General features: G+C 74.1%; 22 protein-coding genes. 12 read left to right on the top strand and 10 right to left on the bottom strand.

Features of this window, described 5'->3' with window-relative positions; all coding sequences use genetic code 11:
- The first annotated feature begins 38 nt into the window (after window positions 1-38).
- The gene (locus ACFUEL_RS03335; RefSeq protein ID WP_380234232.1) at window positions 39-938 is read left to right on the top strand and encodes a HipA family kinase; all 900 of its coding nucleotides are present in this window, start codon (window positions 39-41) and stop codon (window positions 936-938) included.
- A gap of 15 nt (window positions 939-953) precedes the next feature.
- On the opposite strand, the gene ACFUEL_RS03330 is transcribed toward ACFUEL_RS03335, so the two are convergent.
- Both ACFUEL_RS03330 and ACFUEL_RS03325 read right to left on the bottom strand, forming a co-directional pair.
- Entirely contained in the window at window positions 954-2,438 is a 1,485-nt protein-coding gene (locus tag ACFUEL_RS03330; RefSeq protein ID WP_380234231.1) for a S8 family serine peptidase, read from the bottom strand.
- A gap of 207 nt (window positions 2,439-2,645) precedes the next feature.
- Entirely contained in the window at window positions 2,646-5,573 is a 2,928-nt protein-coding gene (locus ACFUEL_RS03325) for a glycoside hydrolase family 48 protein (RefSeq protein ID WP_380234230.1), read from the bottom strand.
- 259 nt (window positions 5,574-5,832) lie between these two features.
- On the opposite strand from ACFUEL_RS03325, the gene ACFUEL_RS03320 reads away from it, so the two are divergent.
- Window positions 5,833-7,437, top strand: coding sequence for a cellulase family glycosylhydrolase (locus ACFUEL_RS03320; RefSeq protein ID WP_380234229.1), 1,605 nt, complete (start codon window positions 5,833-5,835; stop codon window positions 7,435-7,437).
- 31 nt (window positions 7,438-7,468) lie between these two features.
- Here the strand turns inward: ACFUEL_RS03320 and ACFUEL_RS03315 are convergent, their stop codons facing one another.
- Complete coding sequence (locus tag ACFUEL_RS03315) at window positions 7,469-7,771, bottom strand: DUF2568 domain-containing protein (RefSeq protein ID WP_380234228.1); 303 nt, start codon at window positions 7,769-7,771, stop codon at window positions 7,469-7,471.
- Window positions 7,768-8,115: a hypothetical protein gene (locus tag ACFUEL_RS03310; protein WP_380234227.1), complete on the bottom strand. Its 348-nt coding sequence runs from the start codon at window positions 8,113-8,115 to the stop codon at window positions 7,768-7,770. The genes ACFUEL_RS03315 and ACFUEL_RS03310 overlap by 4 nt, the downstream gene beginning before the upstream one ends.
- A gap of 59 nt (window positions 8,116-8,174) precedes the next feature.
- On the opposite strand from ACFUEL_RS03310, the gene ACFUEL_RS03305 reads away from it, so the two are divergent.
- The 3 genes from ACFUEL_RS03305 (at window position 8,175) to ACFUEL_RS03295 (ending at window position 10,499) form a co-directional block, all read left to right on the top strand.
- Window positions 8,175-8,621: a MarR family winged helix-turn-helix transcriptional regulator gene (locus ACFUEL_RS03305; RefSeq protein ID WP_380234226.1), complete on the top strand. Its 447-nt coding sequence runs from the start codon at window positions 8,175-8,177 to the stop codon at window positions 8,619-8,621.
- A gap of 399 nt (window positions 8,622-9,020) precedes the next feature.
- Window positions 9,021-9,677 carry a DUF6461 domain-containing protein gene (locus ACFUEL_RS03300; RefSeq protein ID WP_380234225.1) on the top strand — a complete coding sequence of 219 codons (657 nt, stop codon included), beginning with the start codon at window positions 9,021-9,023 and terminating at the stop codon, window positions 9,675-9,677.
- A gap of 393 nt (window positions 9,678-10,070) precedes the next feature.
- Window positions 10,071-10,499: a nitroreductase family deazaflavin-dependent oxidoreductase gene (locus ACFUEL_RS03295; RefSeq protein WP_380234224.1), complete on the top strand. Its 429-nt coding sequence runs from the start codon at window positions 10,071-10,073 to the stop codon at window positions 10,497-10,499.
- A gap of 69 nt (window positions 10,500-10,568) precedes the next feature.
- On the opposite strand, the gene ACFUEL_RS03290 is transcribed toward ACFUEL_RS03295, so the two are convergent.
- The gene (locus ACFUEL_RS03290) at window positions 10,569-11,564 is read right to left on the bottom strand and encodes an aldo/keto reductase (protein WP_380234223.1); all 996 of its coding nucleotides are present in this window, start codon (window positions 11,562-11,564) and stop codon (window positions 10,569-10,571) included.
- A 118-nt stretch (window positions 11,565-11,682) separates the two neighbouring features.
- Here ACFUEL_RS03290 and ACFUEL_RS03285 point away from each other — a divergent pair, with 118 nt between their 5' ends.
- The gene (locus tag ACFUEL_RS03285; protein WP_380234222.1) at window positions 11,683-12,333 is read left to right on the top strand and encodes a TetR/AcrR family transcriptional regulator; all 651 of its coding nucleotides are present in this window, start codon (window positions 11,683-11,685) and stop codon (window positions 12,331-12,333) included.
- A gap of 186 nt (window positions 12,334-12,519) precedes the next feature.
- Here the strand turns inward: ACFUEL_RS03285 and ACFUEL_RS03280 are convergent, their stop codons facing one another.
- A complete protein-coding gene (locus tag ACFUEL_RS03280) occupies window positions 12,520-13,269 on the bottom strand; it encodes a DeoR/GlpR family DNA-binding transcription regulator (RefSeq protein WP_380234221.1) in 750 nt (249 codons plus the stop codon).
- A 112-nt stretch (window positions 13,270-13,381) separates the two neighbouring features.
- Here ACFUEL_RS03280 and ACFUEL_RS03275 point away from each other — a divergent pair, with 112 nt between their 5' ends.
- Window positions 13,382-13,750, top strand: a complete 369-nt coding sequence (locus tag ACFUEL_RS03275) for a DUF4406 domain-containing protein (protein ID WP_380234255.1) — start codon at window positions 13,382-13,384, stop codon at window positions 13,748-13,750.
- The gene (locus tag ACFUEL_RS03270; RefSeq protein WP_380234220.1) at window positions 13,747-14,424 is read left to right on the top strand and encodes an NUDIX domain-containing protein; all 678 of its coding nucleotides are present in this window, start codon (window positions 13,747-13,749) and stop codon (window positions 14,422-14,424) included. Before ACFUEL_RS03275 ends, ACFUEL_RS03270 begins: the two co-directional genes overlap by 4 nt.
- A 75-nt stretch (window positions 14,425-14,499) precedes the next feature.
- Here the strand turns inward: ACFUEL_RS03270 and ACFUEL_RS03265 are convergent, their stop codons facing one another.
- From ACFUEL_RS03265 to ACFUEL_RS03255, 3 genes are all read right to left on the bottom strand, one after another.
- Window positions 14,500-15,060, bottom strand: a complete 561-nt coding sequence (locus ACFUEL_RS03265; protein ID WP_380234219.1) for a GNAT family N-acetyltransferase — start codon at window positions 15,058-15,060, stop codon at window positions 14,500-14,502.
- A 441-nt stretch (window positions 15,061-15,501) separates the two neighbouring features.
- Window positions 15,502-17,163, bottom strand: a complete 1,662-nt coding sequence (locus ACFUEL_RS03260; protein ID WP_380234218.1) for a phytoene desaturase family protein — start codon at window positions 17,161-17,163, stop codon at window positions 15,502-15,504.
- A 154-nt stretch (window positions 17,164-17,317) separates the two neighbouring features.
- Complete coding sequence (locus ACFUEL_RS03255; RefSeq protein ID WP_380234217.1) at window positions 17,318-17,902, bottom strand: hypothetical protein; 585 nt, start codon at window positions 17,900-17,902, stop codon at window positions 17,318-17,320.
- A gap of 239 nt (window positions 17,903-18,141) precedes the next feature.
- On the opposite strand from ACFUEL_RS03255, the gene ACFUEL_RS03250 reads away from it, so the two are divergent.
- Window positions 18,142-18,675, top strand: a complete 534-nt coding sequence (locus tag ACFUEL_RS03250; RefSeq protein WP_380234216.1) for a SigE family RNA polymerase sigma factor — start codon at window positions 18,142-18,144, stop codon at window positions 18,673-18,675.
- Between the two features lie 80 nt (window positions 18,676-18,755).
- Window positions 18,756-19,943 (top strand): hypothetical protein, encoded by a 1,188-nt coding sequence (locus ACFUEL_RS03245; RefSeq protein WP_380234215.1) that lies wholly within the window; start codon window positions 18,756-18,758, stop codon window positions 19,941-19,943.
- A gap of 37 nt (window positions 19,944-19,980) precedes the next feature.
- Here ACFUEL_RS03245 and ACFUEL_RS03240 read toward each other — a convergent pair whose 3' ends face one another.
- Window positions 19,981-21,291, bottom strand: a complete 1,311-nt coding sequence (locus ACFUEL_RS03240; protein WP_380234214.1) for a glutamine synthetase — start codon at window positions 21,289-21,291, stop codon at window positions 19,981-19,983.
- Window positions 21,292-21,516: 225 nt separating this feature from the next.
- Between ACFUEL_RS03240 and ACFUEL_RS03235 the strand changes: the two genes are divergently transcribed.
- The gene (locus tag ACFUEL_RS03235) at window positions 21,517-22,152 is read left to right on the top strand and encodes a TetR/AcrR family transcriptional regulator (protein ID WP_380234213.1); all 636 of its coding nucleotides are present in this window, start codon (window positions 21,517-21,519) and stop codon (window positions 22,150-22,152) included.
- A 116-nt stretch (window positions 22,153-22,268) separates the two neighbouring features.
- Complete coding sequence (locus ACFUEL_RS03230) at window positions 22,269-23,762, top strand: MFS transporter (RefSeq protein ID WP_380234212.1); 1,494 nt, start codon at window positions 22,269-22,271, stop codon at window positions 23,760-23,762.
- The last annotated feature ends 43 nt before the right edge of the window (window positions 23,763-23,805 follow it).

Raw genomic sequence — 23,805 nt, 5'->3', positions numbered from 1 at the left:
GCCAAACCCGGGGGCTCACGCCGCGTTAGGCTGGGCGGATGCTCGATGAGGTGAAGGCGCTGCGCTATGTCGACCCGCTGCGGGCGGGCGGGTCGGTGCCCGGGGTGGTGGAGGCCGACGACCTGGGGACGTACGTGGTGAAGTTCACCGGGGCGGCGCAGGGCGTGAAGGCGCTGGTGGCCGAGGTGGTCGTGGGCGAGCTGGCGCGGCGGCTGGGGCTGCGGGTGCCGCCGCTGGTGCTGGTGGACTTCGACCCGGCGGTGGCCGCGGACGAGCCGGACCAGGAGATCCAGGACCTGCTGCGGGCCAGTGCCGGGCGCAACCTGGGGATGGACCTGCTGCCGGGCGCGCGGGACTTCCGGCCGGGGATGATCGAGGTCTCCCCCGCCGAGGCGGGCCGGGTGGTCTGGCTGGACGCGCTGACCGGGAACGTCGACCGCAGCGTGCACAACCCCAACCTGATGGTCTGGCACGGGCGGCTGTGGCTGATCGACAACGGCGCCGGCCTGGTCTTCCACCACCGCTGGGCCACCGCGCCCGCCTCGGTGCACAGGCGCTACGACCTGAGCGGCCACGCGCTGGGCGGCTGCGCCCCGGACCTGGCGGCCGCCGACGCCGCGCTGGCGCCGCTGGTGACGCCGGAACTGCTGCGCGAGGTCACCGCGCTGGTGCCGGACGCCTGGCTGGCCGGCGAGCCGGGCTTCGACTCGCCGGCCGCGGTGCGGGAGGCGTACGTGGCGCACCTGGCCGCCCGGGTGGCGCACTCGGCGGCCTGGCTGCCGGAGGGCTTCGCGACGCCCGAGCAGATCCGGGCCGCCGAGGAGCGGGCCGCCGCCGCGCGGCTGGCGGCCCGTCCGGCCTGGTTGAAGCAGGTGCCGAACCGGGCCGGCCTGGCTCCGGTGGAGCCGGACTGGTCCCGGCACGTCGGCGGGGAGTGAGCTACTGACCGGGCGTCAGTTGCGCCACCGGTCGACCGCCTTGGCGGCGGAGACCACGCCCGCGCCGTAGAAGCCGTTGTCGCCCTCGCTGCCCTCGCAGGTGGCCTTGTACTCGCCGGTGCCGCCCGGGTCGAAGACGCCGGACGGGCAGGCGTGCGGGTCGGCCTGCCCGACCAGCAGGGCGCGCAGCACCTCGGGCCCGGCCCACGGGTGGGTGGAGGCGAGCAGCGCGGCGACGCCCGCCACGTGCGGGGAGGCCATCGAGGTGCCGGAGCTGTAGCCGTACTTGCCGCCGGGGAGGGTGGACAGGACCGAGCCGCGGCCGTCGGGGGTGTCGGGCACCTGGTAGCGGCTGTCGCCGCCGGGGGCCGCGACGGTGACCTTGCCCAGCCCGTAGCTGGAGTAGTACGCCTTGTCGCCCTTGGCGCCGATCGCGGAGACCGCGACCACGCCGGGCAGTTCGGCGGGCAGGTCGAGGCAGCTGTCGTCGATCGGCCGGGGGGCCGGGTCGGTGTCGTCGGGGCTGGAGACGTCGACGGTCTTGTGCGCCAGGTCGATGTTCTCGTTGCCCGCGGCGGCGATGTTCAGCACCCCGTTGCGGCGGGAGTAGTCGACGGCCCGGCGGACGGCCTCGCTGACGGCCGCCTGGTCGGGGTCGCCGGCGCAGTTGAACATCCACGGGTCGACGTAGTAGCTGTTGTTGGTGACCTGGAAGTGGTGCTCGGCGGCCCAGACGAAGCCGCAGATCGCGTACTCGGGGTAGATGAACCCGCCGTCGTCGACCACCTTGACGGCGGCCAGCCGGACGCCGGGCGCGACGCCCTCGACGCCCTTGCCGTTCTTGGCGGCGGCGATGGTGCCGGCCACGTGGGTGCCGTGGCTGCTGGTGGTGGGCTGCCAGGACTGCCAGTCGGTGTCGGGGCGGCCGCCGAGGCAGGACGCGGAGAGCTTCGGGTCGACGTTGGCGGCGAGGTCCTCGTGGGTGGCGTCGATGCCGGAGTCGAGCACGCCGACCACCACCGAGCGGCTGCCGAGGGTGGTCCCGTGCGCCCGGTCGACGCCGATCTGCCGCATGTCCCACTGGTTGGCCCAGAGCGGTTCGCTGCCGTCGGCGGGTGCGCCGGCGGGCACTTCGGCCTCCTGGACGACGCCCTCCGCGCCGCCGGCCTGGATGCCCGCGGTGCGGCTGGCGCCGACCGAGTCGACGGTCTTGGACTTGCGGAGCCTGGCCGCGAAGCCCGGGTCCGCGGAGTGGGCGATCACCACGCCTATCTGCTCGTAGGAGGCGACCACGGTGCCGCCGGCCGCCCTGACCTCGCGTTCGGCCTTCTGGGTCTGGCCGTGGTTGGCCCTGGTGTTGACCACGTAGCTGAGCAGCGGGCCGTCGGCGGTCTCGGCCGCGGCCGCGGCGGCGGGCAGGGCCAGCGCTCCGGTCGTGGCGAGTGCGAGACAGGCCGCGGCGGTGGTGAGTGCGGAACGGCGGATCCGGGGAACTCTCATAGGGGTTGACCCTCCCGAGTGGCGGCGGCGCGATCGAGGGTGATCGACGGCGTCCGAATGGCCGGGAGACTATTCACCAGATATGACAAAAATCAAGAGGTAGTAAAGGAATCTCCTCATAACGGGCGAGTGCCCGGTCCGCTGTCGGTCGGACCGGGCACTCGCGCTCGGGTGACGGCGGGTCAACCGCCGGTGGTGGCCGCCGGATCAGCCGCCGAACAGCTCACCGTAGGTCGCCATCGCCGTCGCGATGTCGGCCTGCGCCCAGAACCGGTGGTACGTGAAGGTCGGCGCGGCGCCGCCGTTCAGGTACGCCTGGACCTTGGCGAACGACGGGTCGTTCTTGTACCAGGACCGGATCGACAGGAAGGTGGAGGTGCTGTTGATCGGGTCGCCGTTGGGCATGGTGCCGGTCCAGCCGCTCGGCACCGAGAGCGAGTCGTTGAAGCGGCTGTAGTCGGTCCGGGTCTCCGGCACCGAGATGCCCAGCGCGTCCTGGTTGTTGGCCCACATGCCGTCGAGCAGCTTCTGCGCGGCGGACTTGGCGGCGGTGTTGCCGGACTTGGCCGCGTAGTACGACAGCAGCTTGGCGTAGGAGCCGGCCACGCCGACGTCGTTGGTGTAGTCGACGACGCTCACGTGCAGGCCGCTGTTGGCGCCGGGGGAGGCGGCGTTCCAGGTGTCCGGCTTGCCGCTCCAGGCCAGCGTGGACGGGATCCGGTAGGTGCCGTCCGCGTTGAAGGTGGTCTGGGACAGCGCCCAGGTCACCCACTTGTCCAGGATGGCCTTGGCCTTCGGGTCGTTGCTGGAGTAGTAGTACTCCGCCATCCGCTCCAGACCCCATGCCTGGAAGCCGAACCACTGGTTGGAGGCCGGGTCGTGGTAGACCGGCGCCTCGTCGTAGAACATCCCGTAGAAGGTCGGGGTGCCGGCCGGCGGGGTGCCGTAGTCGCCCTCCCAGCTGTTGGTCGCGCCGCCCGCGATCGCGCCCTCGTTGGACTGCAGCCACTGGGTGAACTCGACCTGGCGGGCCATCGAGGTGGTCCAGTCGGACTTGCCGGTGGCCGACTTGGGGGCCATCGCCGGGTTGTTGACCAGCGCGTACGCGGCCATCGGGTTCTGGTAGCCGCCGTGCGCCGCGCTGTCGCCGATCCGCCAGGACCAGCCGGCCGAGGTGTCGGTGGCGCCGCCCCAGGCGTAGTACCAGGACAGCAGGTAGTGCTCGGAGGTCTTGCCGCTGCCGGGCGCGCAGGCGCTGGCACCGACGCAGTTGCCGATCTGCTTGAAGTACTTGTCGAAGAACGCGTACCGCAGGTAGTCGCCCATCTTGCCGGCCTTGGCGACCGTGGTGGCCACCTGCGAGCCGTTGCCCTGCGCCTTGGCCCAGGTGTCGGCCCAGTACGCGGCCTGGATGGCGCGCGCGTCGGCGTCCGGCGCGTCGGTGTACTTCCACTGCTTGGCGTAGGAGTTGTCCTTGACGAACAGGTCCAGGTACCCGTTCTTGCCGCCGTAGGTGAACTTGTCGCAGGTGGGCTGCGGGATGGTCTCCCACACCGACTCCTGCGCGCCGCGCTGGTAGGTGTTGATGAACGACGGGCCGGTGTCGGACGGGCCGGCCTCGCACTTGCCGGGCGCGTTGCCGTAGCCGTAGACGTTGTCCACGTCCTGCAGCCAGTGCATGCCGTAGATGTCGTCGGTGCCGTACGCGCTCTTCAGCTCACCGGCGATCGGGTCGCTGCCCGAGGTGACCGAGGTGTCCAGCGCGGCCGGGTAGTCGCTCGGCAGCGGGCGCTCGGGCGCGTAGGTGGCCGGCTTGGAGGCGTTGTAGAACGAGTTGGTCGGCTGGTCGACGTGCCCCGGGATCATGTACGTCTCCATGAGCGTCCATGCCGCGTTGAACTTCGTCCAGTCCTGGGTGACCCGGCCGTACTGGGCCTCCAGCCAGAGCAGGTACGAGTACGCCTCCGAGGTGGTCTCGTGGCCCTGGTCGGGGGCCTCGACCAGCAGGGTCTCCACCGAGTGGTAGGGGATGCCCTCCGGCGAGAAGTAGCCGTTCGCCGGGTCCTTGATCTTGTTGTACAGCTGCAGGAACCGGTCGTTGTACACGCCCGAGGCGGCGGCCAGTTCGGTCACCGTGACCGCCGAGGAGGTGTACCCGGTGGCGGAGGAGGTGAAGGTGGCCGAGCCGGTGGAGGAGGCGTCGGCGGCGAGCGTGACGTTCTGCGCCGTGGACCAGTTGCTCGGGGTGAAGGTCAGCGTCGCGCCGGAACTGATCGACAGGCCGGTGTTGCCCGAGGTCCGGGTGGTGGTGACGGTGACGTTGGCGCTCGGCTGGCTGGTGAGCTTGACGGCGAAGCTGCCGGTCTTGCCCTGGTTGACCGACAGGGTCAGCGGGGTGGCGCTGATCGCCGGGCCGGTCGCCACCGTGATGCCCGCGGGGGTCGACTCGCTGCTCGCGCCCAGGCTGTCGTACGCCTTGGCGTAGATCGAGTGGTTGCCGCTGGCCGCGCCCGTCCAGCTGTAGGTGTACGGGGCGGTGGTGGCGGTGCCGATCAGCGTGGTGTTGTCGTAGAACTCGACCTTGCTGATGCTCGCGCCGTCCGCCGCACTGGCCGTGGCCGAGAGCGGGATGGCCGCCCCCGCCTGGTAGTTGGCGCCCGGGGCGGGGCTGGTCAGCGCGGTGGTCGGGGCCGCGTGCGCGCCGGTGCAGCTGGTGCCGTTGACCGCGAAGGCGGTCGGCGCGGTGTTGGTGCCGCTGTACGAGAAGTTGGCGCCCGCGGTGGCGGAGCCGCCGGCCGCGATGGTGCCGGCCCAGGCCGGGGCCACGACGGTGACGTTCTTGCCGGACTGGCTCCAGGTGCCGTTCCAGCCGCTGCCGGAGAGCGTCTGGTTGCCGGCGTAGGAGTAGGTGAGCGTCCAGCCGTTGAGCGCGGCGGTGCCCTTGTTGTTGATCGCCACGTTGGCGGTGAAGCCGCTGCCCCAGTCGTTCGTCGTGTAGTCGACGGAGCACTGGACGACGGCGGCGGACGCCGGGACGGCGATCGCGGTCGACAGGCCGGTGGCCAGCAGCGTGAGGGCGGCGGCGAGCGCCGGGACGCGATTTCGGGGCACCCGGTGACGGGTCGGGGACGACATGACGGCTCCTCGGAGGGGGTGGGTGGGGGAGTCCGGGGACGGTCGTGCAGGGGGTGGGTCCGGACGGTCGGCAGGGGGTGCCTTCCGAGCGGTCCACCGGGGGTCGTTCTGTGGGAGCGCTCCCAAATATCGGGAGGGGTGCGCGCACTGTCAAGGGAGTGCGCAGCCGAGGCCGGTTGGCAACTGCCTTACCCCCGACTAGGGTTCGGGGCGGGCCTGTGGGAGCGCGCCCATTTCCCCCTCCTTCGAGGAGTCGGACATGTCCGTCCGCACCACCACCCTGGCGCTGGTCTCGGCGTTGGCCGCGACCGCCGCGGCCACCCTCGCCCTCACCGGCGCGGGCCCCGCGGCCGCCGCCGGCGTCCAGTGCTCCGTCGACTACACGACGAACGACTGGGGCAGCGGCTTCACCGCGAACGTGAAAGTTACCAACGCGGGCACCACCGCGATCGACAACTGGAGCGTCGGCTACTCCTACACCGGCAACCAGACCCTCTCCGGCAGCGGCTGGAACGGCACCTGGAGCCAGTCCGGCAAGAACGTCACCGTCACGGCCCCCGCCTGGGCCGCCACCCTCGCGGCCGGCGGCTCGATCAGCGCGGGCGCCAACTTCGCCTACAGCGGCACCAACGCGGCCCCCACCTCGTTCACTGTCAACGGCGTGGCCTGCAACGGCGCGGCGGGCCCCTCGCCGTCGGCCTCCGCGTCGGCCTCCGCGTCCGCGTCCGCGTCCGCGTCTCCGTCGGCTTCAGCCTCCGCTTCGGCGTCGGCGTCCGCCTCGGCCTCGGCGTCCCCCGCGCCATCCGCTTCCGCCTCGTCGAGCACCGGCACCGGCACCGGCACCGGGGACGGCAAGGCCCCGGCGCTGCACGTCTCCGGCAACCAGCTGGTGGACGCCAACGGCAAGCAGGTGGTCCTGCGCGGCGTGAACCGCTCCGGCATGGAGTTCATGTGCGTCCAGGGCTACGGCTTCTCGGACGGGCCGGTGGACGCCGCCTCGATCGCCGCGATCAAGAGCTGGAAGGCCAACGCCGTCCGCGTCCCGGTCAACGAGGACTGCTGGAACGGCTACGCCAACGTCAAGCCGGAGTACGCGGGCGAGAACTACCGCACCGCGGTGAAGAACTTCGTCTACGCGCTGCGCGACGCCGGGCTCACCCCGATCATCGACCTGCACTGGACGCAGGGCCTCTACACCGGCAACTCCTCGGGCTGCTCGGACGTCAACTCGACCTGCCAGAAGCCGATGCCGGGCGCCGGCGCGGCGACCTTCTGGTCCTCCGTCGCCAGCACCTTCAAGAACGACCCCTCGGTGGTCTTCGACCTGCTCAACGAGCCCTACGCGGACCGCGCCGTCTCCGGCATCGACCAGGCGTGGAACTGCTGGCGGGACGGCGGCAGCGCCTGCCCCGGCATCAACTACCCGGTCAGCGGCATGCAGACGCTGGTGAACGCCGTCCGCACGGCCGGCGCGAACAACGTGATCCTGCTCGGCGGCCTGGCCTACTCCAACGACCTCGGCCAGTGGCTCGCCCACAAGCCGAACGACCCGGCGGGCAACCTGGCCGCGTCCTGGCACGTGTACAACTTCAACACCTGCTCCAGCCAGTCCTGTTGGAACTCGACCGTGGCACCGCTGGCCGCCCAGGTCCCGGTGGTGGTCGGCGAGATCGGTGAGAACGACTGCGCCCACTCCTTCATCGACCAGGTGATGTCCTGGGCCGACGCCGCCAAGGTCTCCTACCTCGGCTGGACGTGGAACACCTGGGACTGCGGCCAGGGCCCGTCGCTGATCTCCAGCTTCGACGGCACCCCGACCGCGTTCGGCCAGGGCCTCAAGAACCACCTGGCCGCCGTCAACTGACGGACCGTCAGGTGGAGCGCGGCCGCGCAGCTCACCCCGACCGCCTCCGGCGGGCGTACGTGTGCAGCGCGGCCGCCGCGCCCGCACCGAACCAGCAGAGCTCGAACGCCACCCGGGCCGCGCCGTGCAGCGGCCGGTCGGCCGTCGGGGCCGCGAACCACCCCCACAGCAGGGCGAGCCCCACCACCGCGCCGACCGCCGCCGCCAGCCGCACCGGCCGCCGGCCCGGCCCGAGCCAGGCCCACCCGGCGGCCGCCGCGTAGACCGCCAGTTCGGCCGCGAAGGCCGCCGCGTCCAGTGCCGTCAGGCCCGTGGTGCCCACCGCGGCGCTCACCGGGTCACCCACCAGGCGGAGAGCAGGTGCAGGACGGCGCACGCGCCGGCGCCGATGCCCATGCCGAGATTGCGCTGCCGGAAGCCGATCGCCGAGTCGGCCACCTGGGCCAGACCGGAGACCAGCAGCAGCGGCCCGGCCGCCGCCCCGCCCGTCCACACCGCCGCCGCGGTGGCCACCCCCAGCGGGAGCGCCCGGGCGGCGTAGGCCCGCGCGTACAGGTGCACCCCGGCGGTGGCCGGTTCGCCGGCGGGCAGTGCCAGGCCGGGCCGGAGCACCCCCGCCGCGCTCGATCCCGCGCTCAGCAGTGCGGCCAGCGCGTTGGCCGTCGACAGCACGCTCATTCCATCTCCCCCTGAATCATTCGATCTATGAACGATATGGGGAAGCTACCATTCTGGGCATGAGCGATGTCAAGGGCTCGGCCGCCCTCCGCGCCAGCCTCGTCTTCAACCTGGGCACCCTCGGCGCCCTGGCCGCCGACCGCTTCGCGGCCCGGGTCGAGGCGCTCGGCCTGAAGCCCAAGCACGCCGGACTGCTGGCCGCGCTGGACGCCGGGCCCGCCGCCTCCCAGCAGGAGCTGGCCTCCCGGCTGGGCGTCGCCCCCAGCCTGGTGGTGGCCCTCGCCGACCAGCTCCAGGCGCTCGGCGCGGTCGAACGGCTCCGCGACCCGGACGACCGCCGCCGCCAGGTCCTCACCCTCACCGCCGAGGGCCGCCGCCTGCTGGCCCGCTGCGCCGAGGCCGCCGAGGCCGCCGACGCCGAACTGACCGCCGGCCTCGACCCGGCCCGGCACACCGCCCTCGCCGAGGGCCTGCGCGCCCTCGGCGAACGGCACGTCCCGCACTGAGGCATGTCTCCTTGACCGGGTCGGGTGGGCGGCCGGTGTCCTGTCTCACCGGACTTTGGCGAGTCTCAGCGAAGTTCGACCACAGCACGGCAGGGGGCGAGTCGGGTTCCACCTGCCTGGAGGCGGTGATGGAGCGGTGTCTCTTCGCTACTTCAACCAGACCGGCTGGCTCGCGATCCTCAACGGCACCGGGACCGCGACCGGCCGCGCAGTGCGAGTCGAAGGCCGGGGGGCCACGGGAACAGCGGTGGTGGTCGACCGCAGGCGCGGAAGTCGCCGAGCCGGTCGAACTTCGCCGAGACGCGTCGAAGTTCGTTGAGACGGGACAGGCAGCCGGCTCGGAGCAGTCCGGTTGCGCGGGGCGGGGGTGTGTCGGTGTGGTGCGACAGGATCACCTGCATGACGGACGGAATCGCCTGGCTCGCGGAGCCGCAGAGCATCGCCTTCGGCGGCTACAGCGTGACGCTGGCCCGAGGGCTCGGGGTCGAGGAGCTGGCAGCGCGGATCGCGGCCTCGGCCCAGTGGTCGGAGCGGACGGTGGAGCCGGTCGGGGAGCTTACCGGGGACGGACTGGTCGAGGCGCTGGAGGAGCAGTTCGGGGACGTTTGGGACGGGATCGGGCTGCGGCTGGGGGTGAGCGGCGGGTGGACCTTCGCGGTGGCGTACGGGGGCTGGTTCGGTGAGTTCGAGAACGATCCGGCGATCTCCGCGGGCGGGGCCGAGGTCTTCCTGGTGGAGTACGAGGAGGAGAACGGCAAGCCGGTGCCGCCGACCTTCCACTACCACCGGGACGGCCGGACGGTGTGCTCGTTCAATCTGCACCTGGACGACTCCTGGGGCAACGGAAAGGTCGCGGGAGACCCCGAAGTCGCGGACGCAATAGCGGAGTTGCTGAGCGCAGAAGGTCTGACCGACGAGGAGCGAGCGGACCGTGAGGTGCACCGGGCCAGCCTGGGGGTGCTGGAGCGGCACTTCGGTCTGACCCTCCCCCGGGCCCTGGTGCTGGAGGGCCTGCTGCCGGCCGTCCTGCTCGCCGACCGGAGCGCGGCTCTTTGACGGGTCGAGGTGTTGACCGGATGCGTCCGTCCGATTGCGGACCTTCGCGGGGCGGCCCGAGCACGAAGGTTCGCCCGGCCTGCGACAGCAACGCCCGTCCGCTCTCGGACCGTCGAGCGGTGCAACAACCGCTTCAAGCAGTGGCGCGGCCCGGCCGTGCGAACCGACGGACTCGCCATCGCCCACCAAGCCGCGCTCCACCCCGCCACCGACCTCCGTGGTCAGTACACCTGGCGGTCGGGCGCAGGGGGCCGCCGGGCAGGTCGGCTCGGGCCCGATGGGCGCGTTGACCGGACGGGCGGGTGCCGGTGCATGAAATCCGGTGCTCGGCGGGCGAGATGGCGCGTAGCTTGGGTGACCCACCGTCAGTTCGCTTTTCCGAGGGGTGCCCACGTGACGTCAGAGCGGCTCCAGCGCAACCAACTGGTGATCGACGAGTTCCGCTCCGCCGGCGGGGTGGTGGGCGGCGACTTCGCCGGGGTCCCGCTGCTGCTGCTCACCACCACCGGGGCCCGCAGCGGGGAGCCGCGCGTCATGCCGGTGACCTACCTGGAGGACGGCGGGCGGCTGGTGGTCTTCGCGGCCAACGGGGGCCGGGCCAACCACCCCGGCTGGTACCACAACCTGCTCGCCGACCCGGCCGCCCGCGTCGAGGTCGGCACCGAGAGCTTCCCCGTCACCGCGTCGGTGGCCGGGGGCGCGGAGCACGACCGGCTCTGGGCCCTGCAGTTGCGGCACACCCCGTACTTCGCGGACTTCCAGGAGCGGGCCGGGCGCCGGGTCCCGGTCGTCGTCCTGACGCGGGACGCCGCACCGCGCTGAGGCTCCGCACCGCGCTGAGACGCCGCGCCGCGCTGAGACGCCGCGCCGCGCTGAACCGCGCGGCGGGGTTCACCAGGCGTACGCCTCGGGCGCGGCCTTGGCGCCGCGGTTGGGGGCGGGGGACGGGAAGAGCGCGTCGAGTTCGGCGAGCGTCCCCTCGTCGAGCTCGATCTCCAACGAGCGCAGCGCGCCGTCGAGTTGGCCGATCGTGCGGGGCCCGATGATCGGGCCGGTGACGCCCTCCTGGGCGAGCAGCCAGGCCAGGCCGACGTGCGCGGGGTCCTCGCCGAGCCGGGCGCACAGCTCCTCGTACGCCTCGACGGCCGCGCGGCGCTCGTCGAGGGCGGCGGCCCAGGTCCCCGAACCGCTGCGGACGGCGAGGCCCTCGCGCTGCTTGCGCAGGACGCCGCTGAGCACCCCGCCGTGCAGCGGCGAGTACGGGATCACGCCGATGCCGTAGTTCCGTGCCGCGGGCAGCACCTCCAGTTCGATCCACCGGGTCATCAGGTTGTAGATCGACTGCTCGGCGACCAGGCCGAGGAAGTGCCGCGTCCGGGCCGCCTCCTGCGCCTGGGCGAGGTGCCAGCCGGCGAAGTTGGAGGAGCCGAAGTAGAGCACCTTGCCCTGCTGGCGCAGCACGCCGAACGCCTCCCAGATCTCCTCCCACGGCGTGTGCCGGTCGATGTGGTGCATCTGGTAGAGGTCGATGTGGTCGGTGCGCAGCCGCTTCAGCGAGCCCTCGACCGCGCGCCGGATGTGCAGCGCGGACAGGCCGCCCTCGTTGGGCCGCTCCCCCGTCGGGAGGTACGCCTTGGTGGCCAGGACGGTCCGCTCGCGGCGGCCGCCGCCCCGGGCGAACCACCGGCCGATGAGCTCCTCGGTGAGGCCCTCGCCCTGCCGGGCGCCGTAGGAGTCGGCGGTGTCGAAGAAGTTGACGCCGTGTTCGTGCGCCCGGTCCATGATCGCGTGGCTGTCCTCCTCGGAGGTGCGCGACCCGAAGTTCATGGTGCCGAGGACGAGCCGGGAGACCGAGAGGCCGCTGCGTCCGAGACGGGTGTACTCCATGTGCTCGACCTTTCGGTGAGGGCGTGAGCCGCATCAGTCGGGATGCACGGAAGCTATAACTTGCAACATGAATGATGCAAGTAGACGGGAAACCATGACACCGACGTATGCTTTCGCCATGGAGAGGCAGGAACGGACGCAGGCGGGGACGCAGGAACGGACGCAGGCGCGGGCACCGCGGGCACCGGGGCGCACACCGGGGAAGCCGCTGCGCGCGGACGCCGAACGGACGGTGGCGGCGATCCTGGAGGCGGCCGAACGCACCCTCGGCCAGGACCCGGCGGCCACCATGGAACAGATCGCCGAGGCCGCCGGCGTCGCCCGCACCACCGTGCACCGGCGCTTCGCCACCCGCGAGGCCCTGGTCGACGCCCTGGCGCTGTGGGCCACCCGGCGGTTCGCCGCGGCGGTGCAGGAGGCCCGCCCCGACACCGCCCCGCCCCTGGTCGCGCTCTACCGGACGACTGCCAACGTCCTTGCGATAAAGGTCGGTTGGGGGTTCGCGATGAGCCAGGCGTCCTCCTCCGACCCCGAGGTGGCGCGCATCCACGCCGAGGTGCGGGAGACCTGCGAGCGGCTGTTCGTCCGCGCCCGGGACGCGGGCGTCCTGCGCGCCGACGTCGACGTGCCGTGGACGCGGCAGGTCTACTACGCGCTGATCCACCAGGCCGCCCAGCGCCGGGACGGATCGGACCCGGACGCCCTCGCCACCCTCGTGGTGGACACCCTGCTCCGGGGCGCCGGAACGCCGCACCCGGACCGCCTCTGACGGCCGCCGCCCCGGGCGGCACCCGCCCGCACCGCCCGCACCGGCCATACCGCCCGCGTACGCGCTCGCACCCGCGTACGTGCTCGGGCTCGGGATCGGGATCGAGCCGCCGGGCGGTGGGAACCGGCCGGGGCGACGGCCCTCGCCCCGGCCGGAGTTCGATCCGCCGCAGCCTGCTCAGCGCGCCTACCGGACGGTCACGCCGGCGGCGGTGAGGCGCTCCAGCGCCGGGTGGTCGGCGGGGGCGTCGGTGATCAGCCCGGCGACGCGGTCCCAGGGCAGGACGCGGAACGGGGAGGCGGTGCCGATCTTCTCGGCGGAGGCCAGGATCCAGGTCTCCGCGGCCCGGGCGGCCAGGGCGCGCTTCATCGCGGCCTCGTCCGCGTCGCCGGTGGTGAGCCCCGCCTCGGGGTGGACGCCGGTGACGCCGAGCAGGCACAGGTCGGCGGAGACGTTCTGCGCGGCCTCGACGGCGGCGGCGCCGCAGGCGACCGCGGAGTGCTTGAAGATCCGGCCGCCGAGCAGGAACAGCTCGGCCCGGGGGTGGTCCAGCAGGGCGGCGACCACCGTCGGGCTGTGGGTGATCACGGTGCAGTCGAGGTCGGGCGGGAGCAGGCCGGCCACGGCGAGCGCGGTGGTGCCGCCGTCCAGGATCAGCGTGCCGCCGGGGCGGACCAGTTCGACGGCCGCGGCGGCGACCCTGCGCTTGCCGCCGGGTGCCACCGACTGCCGCTCGGCGTAGCCCGCCATCGCCGGGGAGGCGGGCAGCGCGCCGCCGTAGACCCGCTGGCAGAGCCCCTCGGCGGCGAGGTCGCGCAGGTCGCGGCGGACGCTGTCCTCGGAGATGCCGAGTGCGGCGGCGACGTCCTTGGCCACCACCTTGCCCTCCCGGGCGAGCAGTTCGAGCAGGTGGTCGCGCCGTTCAGCAGCCAGCATCCGCATTATCTCCTGTTCTTTCACGTTTCTGCATGTATCGTACCGTCCCATGGCCCAGCAGACAGCAACCACCCCGACCCCCTCCGGTGCCGACTCCGCCACCGACTCCCCCATGCTCGTCCTGATCGCCGGCCCGTACCGCTCCGGCACCGGCGGCGACCCGGCCGCGATGGCCGCCAACCTGGCCCGGCTGGAGGAGGCCGCCTGGCCGGTCTTCGCCGCCGGGCACCTGCCCGTGATCGGCGAGTGGATCGCCCTGCCGGTGCTCCGCTCGGCCGGCGCGGGGCCCACCGACCCGCTGGCCGAGCAGGTGCTCTACCCGGCCGCGGACCGGCTGCTGGCCCACTGCGACGCGGTGCTCCGGCTGCCCGGCGACTCCGCCGGCGCCGACCAGGACGTGGCCACCGCCCGCCGCCGCGGCCTGCCGGTCTACCGCGACGCCGCCGAACTCCCGCGACGCGCCCGGCGGGCGGAGGCGTGAGCGGCCGCCCGGGGATCGAACTCCCCGACCACCGCGGCCGCACCGGCCTCGACCGCGCCGGGCGCGACCTGCGCCGCAACCCCGACGTGCGGGTGCGCGAGGTCGAACTCACCTCGCAGGGCTGGCACGTGCTGCGCCGCACCACCTTCGACTACCGCCGCCGCGACGGCCGTTGGACCACCGAGCAGCGCGAGACCTACGACCGGGGTGACGGCGCGGCCGTCCTGCCGTACGACACCGCGCGCGGCACCGTCCTGCTGACCCGCCAGTTCCGCTACCCGGCCTACGTCAACGGGCACCCGGACGGAATGCTGATCGAGGCGGCGGCCGGGCTGCTGGACGCGGGCGAGGCGGGCGACGCGGCGGCGGCCGTGCGCCGCGAGGGCCTGGAGGAACTGGGCGTGGAACTCGGCCCGCTGACGCACGTGCTGGACGCGTACATGAGCCCGGGTTCGGTCACCGAGCGCCTGCACTGCTACTCGGCGCCCTACCGGCCGGCCGACCGGACCGGGGGCGGCGGCGGGCTGGAGGAGGACGGCGAGGACATCGAGGTGCTCGAACTGCCCTTCGCCGAGGCCCTGGCGATGGTCCGGGACGGCCGGATCGCCGACGGCAAGACCGTCCTGCTGCTCCAGTGGGCCGCGCTGGACGGCCCGTTCGCCGCCCGGCCCTGAGCACGCCCCGGCCCTGAGCACGCCCCGGTCCTGAGCACGCCCCGGCGCGATCGTGCAGAAACGTGCAAGGAGTGGTCAGAGTTCGGTGGGGCCGCCGTGCCGGGCGAAGAACTCCTCGGCGAACATCGCGAACAGCACCACGTCCCGGTGCTCGCCCGCCACGAAGAAGTGTCGGCGCAGCCGGCCCTCCTCGGTGAAGCCGAGGCCGCGCTGGAGGGCGAGCGAGGGCTCGTTGTGGGCGAACACCCGGGCGGTGGCCTTGTGGTGGCGGCGCTCCTCGAACTGGTGGCGCAGCACCAGCCGGGCCGCCTCGCTCGCGTAGCCGCGGCGGCGGTGCTCGGCGCCGATGGTGACGCCGTACTCGAACAGGCCGCTGCGCGGGTCGGCCCGGTGCACGCTGACGGCGCCGACGGCGGCACCGTCGGCGAGCGACTCGACGACCAGCCGGTAGGTGTCGGCGGTCGGGTCGGCGGCGGCCTCCTCCCGGGCGAGGGCTGTCCAGCCCTCCGCCGAGCGCGGCGGGTTGAGCGCGTCGCCGAGCCGCTCCTCCTGCTCGCTGAGCCGGGCCCGCAGCGGCCCGTCCCCCGGTTCGACCGCCCGCAGGCGCACCCGTTCCCCCACCCAGTAGCTCTTCATGCGATCTTCGTACCACGGGTGCCGGGCCACGTCAGACGGATGCGGGATCCGGGACGGCGGGAACCGCCGAGGCGGGGACGGGGACCGGGGCCGCGGGAAGCCTCGGGTGTGTGCGGGCGGCCGGGGGCCGCGTCAGGAGATCAGGAGGAGACGCGGTCTCGGACCACGTCAGACGGATGGAGAATCCGGGACGGCGGCAACCGCCGAGGCGGGGACGGGGACCGGGACGGCGGGAAGCCTCGGGTGTGTGCGGGCGGCCGGGGGCCGCGTCGGGAGGTCGGGAGGACGCGCGGCACCGGACCATGTCAGACGGACGGGGGATCCGGGACAGCGGCAACCGCCGAGGCGGGTACGGAAACCGGGACGGCGGGAAGCCTCGGGTGTGTGCGGGCGGCCGGGGGCCGCGTCGGGAGATCGGGGGGACGCGCGGTGCCGGGCCCCTCAGGCGGGTGCGGGTGCGGGAGCCGGGGCCGCCCGGCGGGCCGATCCGCGGGCCAGGGCGGACCACAGGCGGGCCCGGCCGGTGCGGTCCAGCGCCTCGTGGGCCGCCAGCAGGCCGCCGGTGACCGCGCCGAGGAACCCGCCGGCCAGGCAGTCCTGGCCGGCCAGGTAGAGGCCGTCGATCCCGGTGCGCGGGCGCAGCCAGTCGGCCAGGCCGGGGCGGCGCCCGTCGCCGAACGCGGCCACGTCCTTCGCCAGCCCGTAGAGGCTGCCGCCGGGCCAGCCGCCGAAGTGTTCGGCGCTCAGCGGCGTACCGAGCTCGTGGTGCGCCACCCGCCCCCTGGTGCGCGGGAGTTCGCGGTGCAGGCGCTCCAGCAGTTCGGCGGTCAGCTCCGCCTTGAGGGCGAGGTAGCCGGGGTCGCGGTCGCGCCGGGGCGAGCCCCGGAAGGGTTCGAACAGCTCCGGCCGCACGTAGGCGAGGATCTCGCCGGTGGACCGGCCGGGGTGCCGGGCCGCCCAGGTCGGGTCCTTGGCGCTGGCGAAGGAGACGAACAGCCCGCTGGTCCGCTGCCCGGGGTCGCCGTCGAAGAAGGAGTCGCAGTCGCCGTCGGTCACCAGCAGGTTGTGCCGGGGCAGGCCGAGTTCGGCCGGTGTCCCGTCCAGGCCGAGGAAGAGCACCACGAACGGGAAGCCGGACCGCATCCCGGCCAGCCGCCGCGCGCGGGCCCCGGTCGGGTCGGGGAGCAGCCGGGTGAGGGTGTTCTGCGCGCCGGCCGCGCCGACCACCACCGGGGCCCGCACCCGGGTGCCGTCCGCGAGGAGCACGCCCGCCGCCCGCCCGCCGGTCAGTTCGATCCGGGCCACCGGGGCCCGTACGAACACCTCGCCGCCGCTCTCGCGGATCGGGTCGAGCATGGCGCGCGCGATCGCGGCGCTCCCGCCGACCGGGTACCAGGCGCCGGTGCGGAAGTGCTCGGACAGCACGGCGACCAGGAAGAACGGCAGCCGGGCGGTGGAGTCGGCGAGCAGCAGCGCGGCCTGGGTGAGCAGGACCTGCCGCAGCCGCTCGTCGCCGATCAGCCCGGCGACCACCTCCCGGGCCGGGAGCAGCGCGCGCGGCGGCACCGCCGCCGTGCGCAGCACCCGGGCGAGCGGGCGCGCGACCGGGCCGGACAGGCGCCCGAGCGCGAGCACCGGCAGGACCGCCCGGCAGCGCGCGGCCAGGGCGAACAGCGCCTCGATCCCGGCCCGTTCGGCCGGGAAGCGGGCGGTCAGCGCCGCCCGGTGGGCGTCGGGGCCGACCGGCACCGGGTACGCCTCGCCGGCCAGGCGGTACTCGTCGTAGGGGTCGCCGAGCGGGGCCCACTCCAGTGCGCCGCCGGTCAGGTAGTCCGAGAGCACCCGCACCGGTTCGCGCTGCGCCAGCTGCCCGACGTAGTGGATGCCGACGTCCCACTCCCAGCCGCGCCGGCGGTAGGCGTGGGTGTACCCGCCCGCGGTGTAGTGCTGCTCGAACACGGCCACCCGGCGGCCCTGCCGGGCCAGGCAGACCGCCGCGGTGAGGCCCCCGGCCCCGGATCCGACCACCACCGCGTCGTACCCGGCCGCCACCCCGCCCTTCGCCAGGGGCCGCCCCACCAGCACGCTTCCCGCTGCCGCCACCGTGCACCGCCTCCGTCCCGGGCGGCCGCCCGGCCGTCCGCGCCCTGGGCAACGAGCGGCGGTCCGGGCACGTCACGGACGGACCGGCCCGGACCGGCCCGCGACTCCCGGCGGTCGGACGTTGGACGGTCGGACGGCCGGGCCCCGGGAGCGGTCAGCCGCCCCGGACGCGGAGGAAGACGGCCGCGCCGACGGCGGCCGCGGTCAGCGCGGCGAGCAGCGCCCCGCGCAGCGGGACCTTCGGTTCGTGCACCCGGCTGCTCTCCGGTGCGCTGTCCAGCGGCACCTGGCCCCGCTGCGGGCAGCGCGCGGGGACCTCGACCCGCCAGGGGCGCTCCGGGTCGTGGGTGACGTCCAGCGTGCGCCCGGCGGCGAACTCGTGGAAGTGCATCACGTTGACCCGGGCGCTGCCGTGCACCCGGTACGCGGGGCCGCCCTTCGGGGCCACGGTGAGGTCGAGCTCCAGCCTGTGGTCCGGGGCGTCGTCGGTGGCCCGGACGTCCTCGATCCGGGCGAGCGCGGGCACCAGCGTGCCCTTGACGTGCAGCCCCGCCTGCCGGCGGCGGCCGCCGTACAGCAGGGTGCCGGCGAGCAGGGCCGTCCAGGGCACCAGGTTGAACCCGATGACGAACTGGGCGATCACCCCGCCGTCCTCGTCCCCCAGCCTGGTCACCGCCTGCACCACCGCGCCCAACTCGCCGCCCACCACGACGAACAGCAGCAGCCCCACCCAGAACATCCCCGCTCCGTCCCCTCGGCCCGGCCCCCGGCGCCCACACTCTAGGGGCCGCGGGTGACGCCTCCGGAAACCCCTGTGACATTCGGCGCGCGGAACCGCGTCTGAAGGGTGACAGGGTACGGATCCTCGGGGGAACGGTGATCGTGGCACCAAGAGCAAGACCAACACCGACAGCACCGACACCAACGCCAGCGCCAGCGCCAGCGCCAACAGCACCGACACCCGCACCAACAGCGCCGGTGGCGAAGGCGGTCCACGGCGCGGACGCGGAGTACGCGGAGTTCGCCGCCAACCGGTCCGGGCATCTCTACCGCTCCGCCTGCCTGTTGACCGGCGGGGACACCCATCTCGCGGAGGACCTGGTCCAGGAGACGCTGAGCCGGATGTACACGGTGTGGCGCCGGCCCGGACGGTTCTTCGGCGGGCGGGCGATCGAGAACCCCGCCGGGTACGCGCAGGGGGTGCTGTACCGGCAGTTCGTCAACCACCACCGGCGGCGCAGCGCCGGGGAGCGGCCGATCGCGAACGTCCCGGACCTGCCGGGGCCGGAGGGCGACGGCACGCTGCGGGTGGCGCTGCTGGAGGCGCTGGCCGCCCTCCCGCCGCGCGACCGGGCGGTGCTGGTGCTGCGCTACTGGGAGGACGTCAGCGTCGAGGAGACCGCGGAGATCCTGCGCTGCGGTTCGGGCGCGGTGCGCACCCGGACCTCGCGGGCCCTGGCCCGGCTGCGGGCCCTGCTGGGCGACGGCCTCGAGGACCTCGCCCGGCACTGAACCGCCCGGCCCCGCACGGGAGTCGGCCCTCCCGTCGTACCACCCTTCCCCTTCCCCGCTCACAGAGACGGTGATCACGCATGTCCGCACAGCAGTCCGAGCACGAGTTCGAGGAGCGTTTGACCCGGGCTTTCCGGGCGGCCGGCGAGGGCTTCCTCGCCGACCCGCCGCGGCTGGCCCGGCAGGGTGCCGTCCGGGGCCGCCGGCGGCAGCGCGGGCAGCTCTCGCTGGTGGCCGGCGCGAGCGCGCTGGTACTGGCGGTGGGGGCGCTGACGGCGCTCTCGGTGCCGGCGCAGCGCCCGGCGGTGGCGGTCGGCCCGGCCGCGTCCGTGCCCTCCCCGACCGGGGGGACGGCGGCCGGGGCGGCGCTGCCGGAGGAACTGCACACGGTGTCGGTACTGGGCGAAGTGCTGCCGCCGGGGGTGCGGATCCTCCGCTCGTCCGGCACGACGCACGGCCCCGGCACCGTCCCGAGCAGCAGCGCCACGGCGCAGCTGCTGGTGGACAACGGCAGCGGCCCGAGCCGGCTGTCGGTGACGGTCGACGACTGGAAGCACGCCAAGCCCGGGTTCGGCTGCACCGGCAGCGCCGACGACCGGATCTGCACCGAGACGCCCGACGGCGACGGCGGGAGGGTGTTCGCGACGGCCTCGCTGCCGGACGCGGAGTCCGCCTTCCGGGAGGTGTCGCTGGAGGCGGCGGACGGCCTGCGGGTGACCCTGCACTCCGGCTCCCCGGACCCGGACGCCGGCGCCCCGGCGCTCCGCCCGGCGGCGCTGCTGACGGAGCAGCAGCTGACCGGCATGCTCTCCGCCCCGTCCTGGCGGAGTCTGCGGGGCGCGCTGGCGCAGCAGCAGCCGGCCCGGGACACCCACCCGGCCCCGGACGTCCGGCTGGCCGACCTGCTGCCGGCCGGGCTGCGGGTGGAGCAGATCGGCGGCAGTTGGTCGCAGCAGTCGGCGACGGTGGGCGAGGGCGGCCGGGAGGCGGAGCTGCTGGTGGAGGTCGCGGCGGCCGACCAGGTGACGCGGGAGTGGTTCGGGCAGGCGCCGGTGCTTCCCGACGGCACCCGGATCCGGACGGCGGCCGACCGCCCGGTGCCGCACGCGCAGGGGGCGACCGAGACGGTGGTGGCCCTGCTGCGGCCGAGCGGGCTGCTGATGCGGGTGACGGTGGCGAACCCCGGGGGCGGGGGCCTGCCGCTGACCGAGCGGCAGGTGGAGGCGCTGGCGCTGTCCCCGGCCTGGTCGGTGCTGGACCGGGGCTGACCCCGGCGCCGTCCGCCACCGCTGCTGCCCGGCCGGTTCAGTAGCGGTAGCGGACGGCGGCGATGAGCTCCTCGGGCCCGAGGTCGGCGAAGCGGGCGATCTCGGCCTCCCGGACGTCGACGACGGCCCGCCAGAGCGGTTCGCCCAGCGCGGCGCGCAGTACCTCGGACTTGCGCAGCGCGTCGACGGCCCCCTGGAGCGTGTCGGGGAGGCGCGGGGCGGTGCCGTCCGGGTCGCCGGTGGTCTCGGCGGGCAGCCGGAGCGCGGCGCCGAGGCCGGCCAGGCCCGCGGCGAGGACGCCGCCGACGGCGAGGTAGGGGTTGGCGGCGGCGTCGAAGCACTTGATCTCGGCGTTGGCCTGCTCGGGCGCGGAGCCGGTGATCAGGCGGAGCGCGGCCTCCCGGTTCTCCAGGCCCCAGCAGTGGTGCGGGCCGGACCAGCGGCCGGGGGCCAGGCGCAGGTAGCTGGCGACGGACGGGGCGCCGAGGGCGAGCAGCGCGGGCAGTTCGGCGAGCACCCCGGCCAGGAACGCCTCGGCCTCCCGGGTGAGGCCGTGCGGGCCGGTGCCGCCGTGGCCGAGGTTGCGGCCGTCGCGCCACAGGCTGAGGTGCAGGTGGCCGCCGTTGCCGACGCCGTCGGGGGTGGTGGCGGGGGCGAAGCTGGCGCGCAGTCCGTGCCGCAGCGAGACGGCCTGGACGGTGTGGCGCACCAGCAGCGCGGTGTCGGCGGCCTCGACGGGGCCGGCGGGGGCGACGGAGAGCTCGTACTGGCCCTCGGTGTACTCGGGGTGCAGTTGGAGGACGGTCACCTCCTGTTCGCGCAGGGTGCGCAGCAGGTCGCGCAGGTAGTCGCTGTTGCCGATCAGGCGGCGCATGCCGTACGCGGGGCCGGGCTCGCCGCCGTCGACGATCCACTCGACCTCGATGCCGGCCCGGACGTCCAGGCCGAGGTCGGCGAGCGCATCGGCGGTGCGGCGGGCGAACCGGCGCTGGCAGCCGGGGTGGGGTTCCCCCTGCTGGGTCCAGCGGTCGCCGGGGGCCCAGGCCCAGCCGGGCTGGGCGGCGAGGCGGTGCAGGCCGGTGAGGTCGGGGACCAGGCGCAGGTCGCCGACCGGGCCGCCCGAGGGGGCGAGCGAGTCGTCGACCAGGAAGGCGTCGAAGCAGGGGGCGGCGCCCAGGCCCCAGCGGGCGGCGGATTCCAGGCCGCGGACGGGGACGGTCTTGACCCGGGTGACGCCGGCGTTGTCGACCCAGCTGACGATCACCCCGTCGACGCCCTCGGCCTCGATCCGGGTGGCGGCCACCCGGGCCTCGGCGGCGCGCTCGGCGCGTGGCTTGGCGGTGCTCATGGACCCATCCTGACCAGGGCTTTGGCTCCGTCCGGGGGAACGCGCCGGAAGGTCACCCGTCCGTGGTGGCACAAATGTGACGCAGGTCACATCGGATGATGAAATTTCCGGGGAGCAGTTCCCCGTTTAGACATCTGTCCGCAACAAAACGGGGAGACGATCCCCACTAAGGCCCCGCCGCTCGAAGCCCGCTGTTCGAAGCCCGCCGCTCGAAGGGAGCGCACCATGACCGTCACCACCGCCGCTCCCGCCCGCCGCGCGGACGCGGCCCGCAACCGGGCCCGCATCGTGGCCGCGGCCCGGGAGGCGTTCGTCGAGTACGGGGCGCTGGCCCCGCTCGACGAGATCGCCCGCCGGGCCGGGGTCGGCAACGCCACGCTGTACCGGAACTTCGCCGACCGCCGGACGCTGATCCAGCAGGTCTCCATCGCCGTGATGGAGCGGATCGTGGCGCACGCGCACACGGCCGCCGCCGAGGAGCCCGACTCCTTCGCGGCGTTCAGCCGTTTCGCGCTCGCCGCGGCCGAGGAGCGGATCGGCGCGCTCTGTCCGCTGCTCTCCGACACCGTCGACCTCGAAGAACCCGAACTCGCCCGAGCGCGCGCCGAGATGAAGCGGGTCACCGAGGACCTGATCGCCCGCGCCCAGGCCGACGGCCTGCTCCGCACCGACGTCGGAGCCGGCGACATCGTGGTCGCCATGGCCCAGCTCACCCGACCGCTCCCCGGCTTCGGCTGCCTCGACCTGGACCCGCACGTCCGGCGTCTGCTGCAGTTGCTCCTGGACGGCCTGCGGGCTCCCGCGCCGTCCGTGCTGCCCGGCCGTGCCGCGACCCTGGAGGACCTCACGCCCGGCGCCTGACCAAGCAACGGCACCCGGGGCGGAACCCGCCCCCCACGACTTCCCGCAGGACCCCCGTCACCGGCCGCGGTCCCGCAAGCACCCGTACGCTCTCGCACACACAAGTGGGTACCTCCATGTCTGACACCCTCCAGCCGGACCCGCGCCGGTGGAAGGCGCTCGTCTTCATCGCACTCGCGCAACTGATGGTCGTCCTCGACGCGACCGTGGTGAACATCGCGCTCCCCGACGCCAAGAAGAGCCTCGGCTTCGCCGACAGCACCACCCAGTGGGTGATCACCGCCTACGCGCTGGCCTTCGGCGGCCTGCTGCTGTTCGGCGGCCGCGTCGCGGACCTGTGGGGGCGCCGCCGCACCTTCATGGTCGGCCTGGTCGGCTTCGCCGCGGCCTCCGCGCTGGGCGGCGCGGCCGCCAACACCGCGATGCTGCTCGGCGCCCGCGCCCTGCAGGGCGTGTTCGGCGCGCTGCTGGCGCCCGCCGCGCTGTCGCTGCTCGCCGTGATGTTCTCCGACGGCAAGGAGCGCGCCAAGGCGTTCGGCATCTACGGCGCCGTGGCCGGCGGCGGCGGTGCGATCGGCCTGATCCTGGGCGGCGCCCTCACCGAGTACCTGAACTGGCGCTGGACCTTCTACGTCAACATCCCGTTCGCCGCGGTCGCCATCGCCGGCGCGGTCCTGGTCATCCGCGAGCCCGCCGTCGGCCTGAACCGCAACCGCCTGGACATCCCGGGCGTGCTGCTGGTCACCCTCGGCCTGGTCTCCCTGGTGTACGGCTTCACCCGGGCCGAGCAGGAGGGCTGGGGCGACGCCAGCACCATCGGCCTGTTCGTGGCCGCCGCCGTGCTGCTGGTCGCGTTCGTGGTCGTCGAGAGCCGGGTCAAGGCCCCGCTGCTGCCGCTGCGCGTGGTCGCCGACCGCAACCGCGGCGGCGTCTACCTCTCGCTCGGCATGGCCGTGATCGGCATGTTCGGCCTGTTCCTCTTCCTCACCCTCTACATGCAGGGCGTGCTGGAGTACAAGCCGCTGGTCAACGGCTTCGCGTTCCTCCCGATGGTGGCCGGCATGGTCACCGGCTCCACCCAGATCGGCGCCCGCCTGATGACCCGGGTCCCGGCCCGGTTCCTGATGGCGCCCGGCTTCGTGGTCGCCTCGCTCGGCCTGCTGATCCTGACCCAGATCGACGTCGACACCTCGTACTGGCAGATCCTCCCCGGCCTGGTCCTGATGGGCCTCGGCATGGGCACCGCGTTCATGCCCGCGATGAGCCTGGCCACCTACGGCGTCCAGCCGCGGGACGCCGGTGTCGCCTCGGCGATGGTCAACACCTCCCAGCAGGTCGGCGGCGCGATCGGCACCGCGCTGCTGAGCACCGTCGCGCACAGCGCCGGCACCTCCTGGGCGAAGTCGCACGCGGCGGCCGCCGCCACCACCGACCCGAAGCTGTTCGGCCTCCAGGCCCAGGTGCACTCCTACTCGATCGCGATCTGGGCGGCCTTCGGCATCCTGCTGCTGGCGGGCCTGACCGCGGGCGTCCTGGTCAACGCCGGCAAGCCGGAGCAGCACGCCCAGGGCGCCGACGCCGAGGACGCCGTCCCGGTCATGGCGCACTGACGCCCCGTCACCACCCGCACGCGCCGACGGCCCGCCCGGAACC

The sequence above is a fragment of the Kitasatospora sp. NPDC057198 genome (genome assembly GCF_042670125.1).
Taxonomy (GTDB): Bacteria; Actinomycetota; Actinomycetes; order Streptomycetales; family Streptomycetaceae; genus Kitasatospora.
The sequence above is the reverse complement of the archived record's forward strand: the minus strand, read 5'-3'. Positions and strand labels throughout refer to the sequence as shown.

Excerpts from the sequence above, each read along its gene's own strand:
- ACFUEL_RS03335 (WP_380234232.1), top strand. The coding sequence starts at position 39 with ATGCTCGATGAGGTGAAGGCGCTGCGCTATGTCGACCCGCTGCGGGCG.
- ACFUEL_RS03330 (WP_380234231.1), bottom strand. The coding sequence starts at position 2,438 with ATGAGAGTTCCCCGGATCCGCCGTTCCGCACTCACCACCGCCGCGGCC.
- ACFUEL_RS03325 (WP_380234230.1), bottom strand. The coding sequence starts at position 5,573 with ATGTCGTCCCCGACCCGTCACCGGGTGCCCCGAAATCGCGTCCCGGCG.
- ACFUEL_RS03320 (WP_380234229.1), top strand. The coding sequence starts at position 5,833 with ATGTCCGTCCGCACCACCACCCTGGCGCTGGTCTCGGCGTTGGCCGCG.
- ACFUEL_RS03310 (WP_380234227.1), bottom strand. The coding sequence starts at position 8,115 with ATGAGCGTGCTGTCGACGGCCAACGCGCTGGCCGCACTGCTGAGCGCG.
- ACFUEL_RS03305 (WP_380234226.1), top strand. The coding sequence starts at position 8,175 with ATGAGCGATGTCAAGGGCTCGGCCGCCCTCCGCGCCAGCCTCGTCTTC.
- ACFUEL_RS03300 (WP_380234225.1), top strand. The coding sequence starts at position 9,021 with ATGACGGACGGAATCGCCTGGCTCGCGGAGCCGCAGAGCATCGCCTTC.
- ACFUEL_RS03290 (WP_380234223.1), bottom strand. The coding sequence starts at position 11,564 with ATGGAGTACACCCGTCTCGGACGCAGCGGCCTCTCGGTCTCCCGGCTC.
- ACFUEL_RS03285 (WP_380234222.1), top strand. The coding sequence starts at position 11,683 with ATGGAGAGGCAGGAACGGACGCAGGCGGGGACGCAGGAACGGACGCAG.
- ACFUEL_RS03280 (WP_380234221.1), bottom strand. The coding sequence starts at position 13,269 with ATGCTGGCTGCTGAACGGCGCGACCACCTGCTCGAACTGCTCGCCCGG.
- ACFUEL_RS03275 (WP_380234255.1), top strand. The coding sequence starts at position 13,382 with ATGCTCGTCCTGATCGCCGGCCCGTACCGCTCCGGCACCGGCGGCGAC.
- ACFUEL_RS03265 (WP_380234219.1), bottom strand. The coding sequence starts at position 15,060 with ATGAAGAGCTACTGGGTGGGGGAACGGGTGCGCCTGCGGGCGGTCGAA.
- ACFUEL_RS03255 (WP_380234217.1), bottom strand. The coding sequence starts at position 17,902 with ATGTTCTGGGTGGGGCTGCTGCTGTTCGTCGTGGTGGGCGGCGAGTTG.
- ACFUEL_RS03245 (WP_380234215.1), top strand. The coding sequence starts at position 18,756 with ATGTCCGCACAGCAGTCCGAGCACGAGTTCGAGGAGCGTTTGACCCGG.
- ACFUEL_RS03240 (WP_380234214.1), bottom strand. The coding sequence starts at position 21,291 with ATGAGCACCGCCAAGCCACGCGCCGAGCGCGCCGCCGAGGCCCGGGTG.
- ACFUEL_RS03235 (WP_380234213.1), top strand. The coding sequence starts at position 21,517 with ATGACCGTCACCACCGCCGCTCCCGCCCGCCGCGCGGACGCGGCCCGC.
- ACFUEL_RS03230 (WP_380234212.1), top strand. The coding sequence starts at position 22,269 with ATGTCTGACACCCTCCAGCCGGACCCGCGCCGGTGGAAGGCGCTCGTC.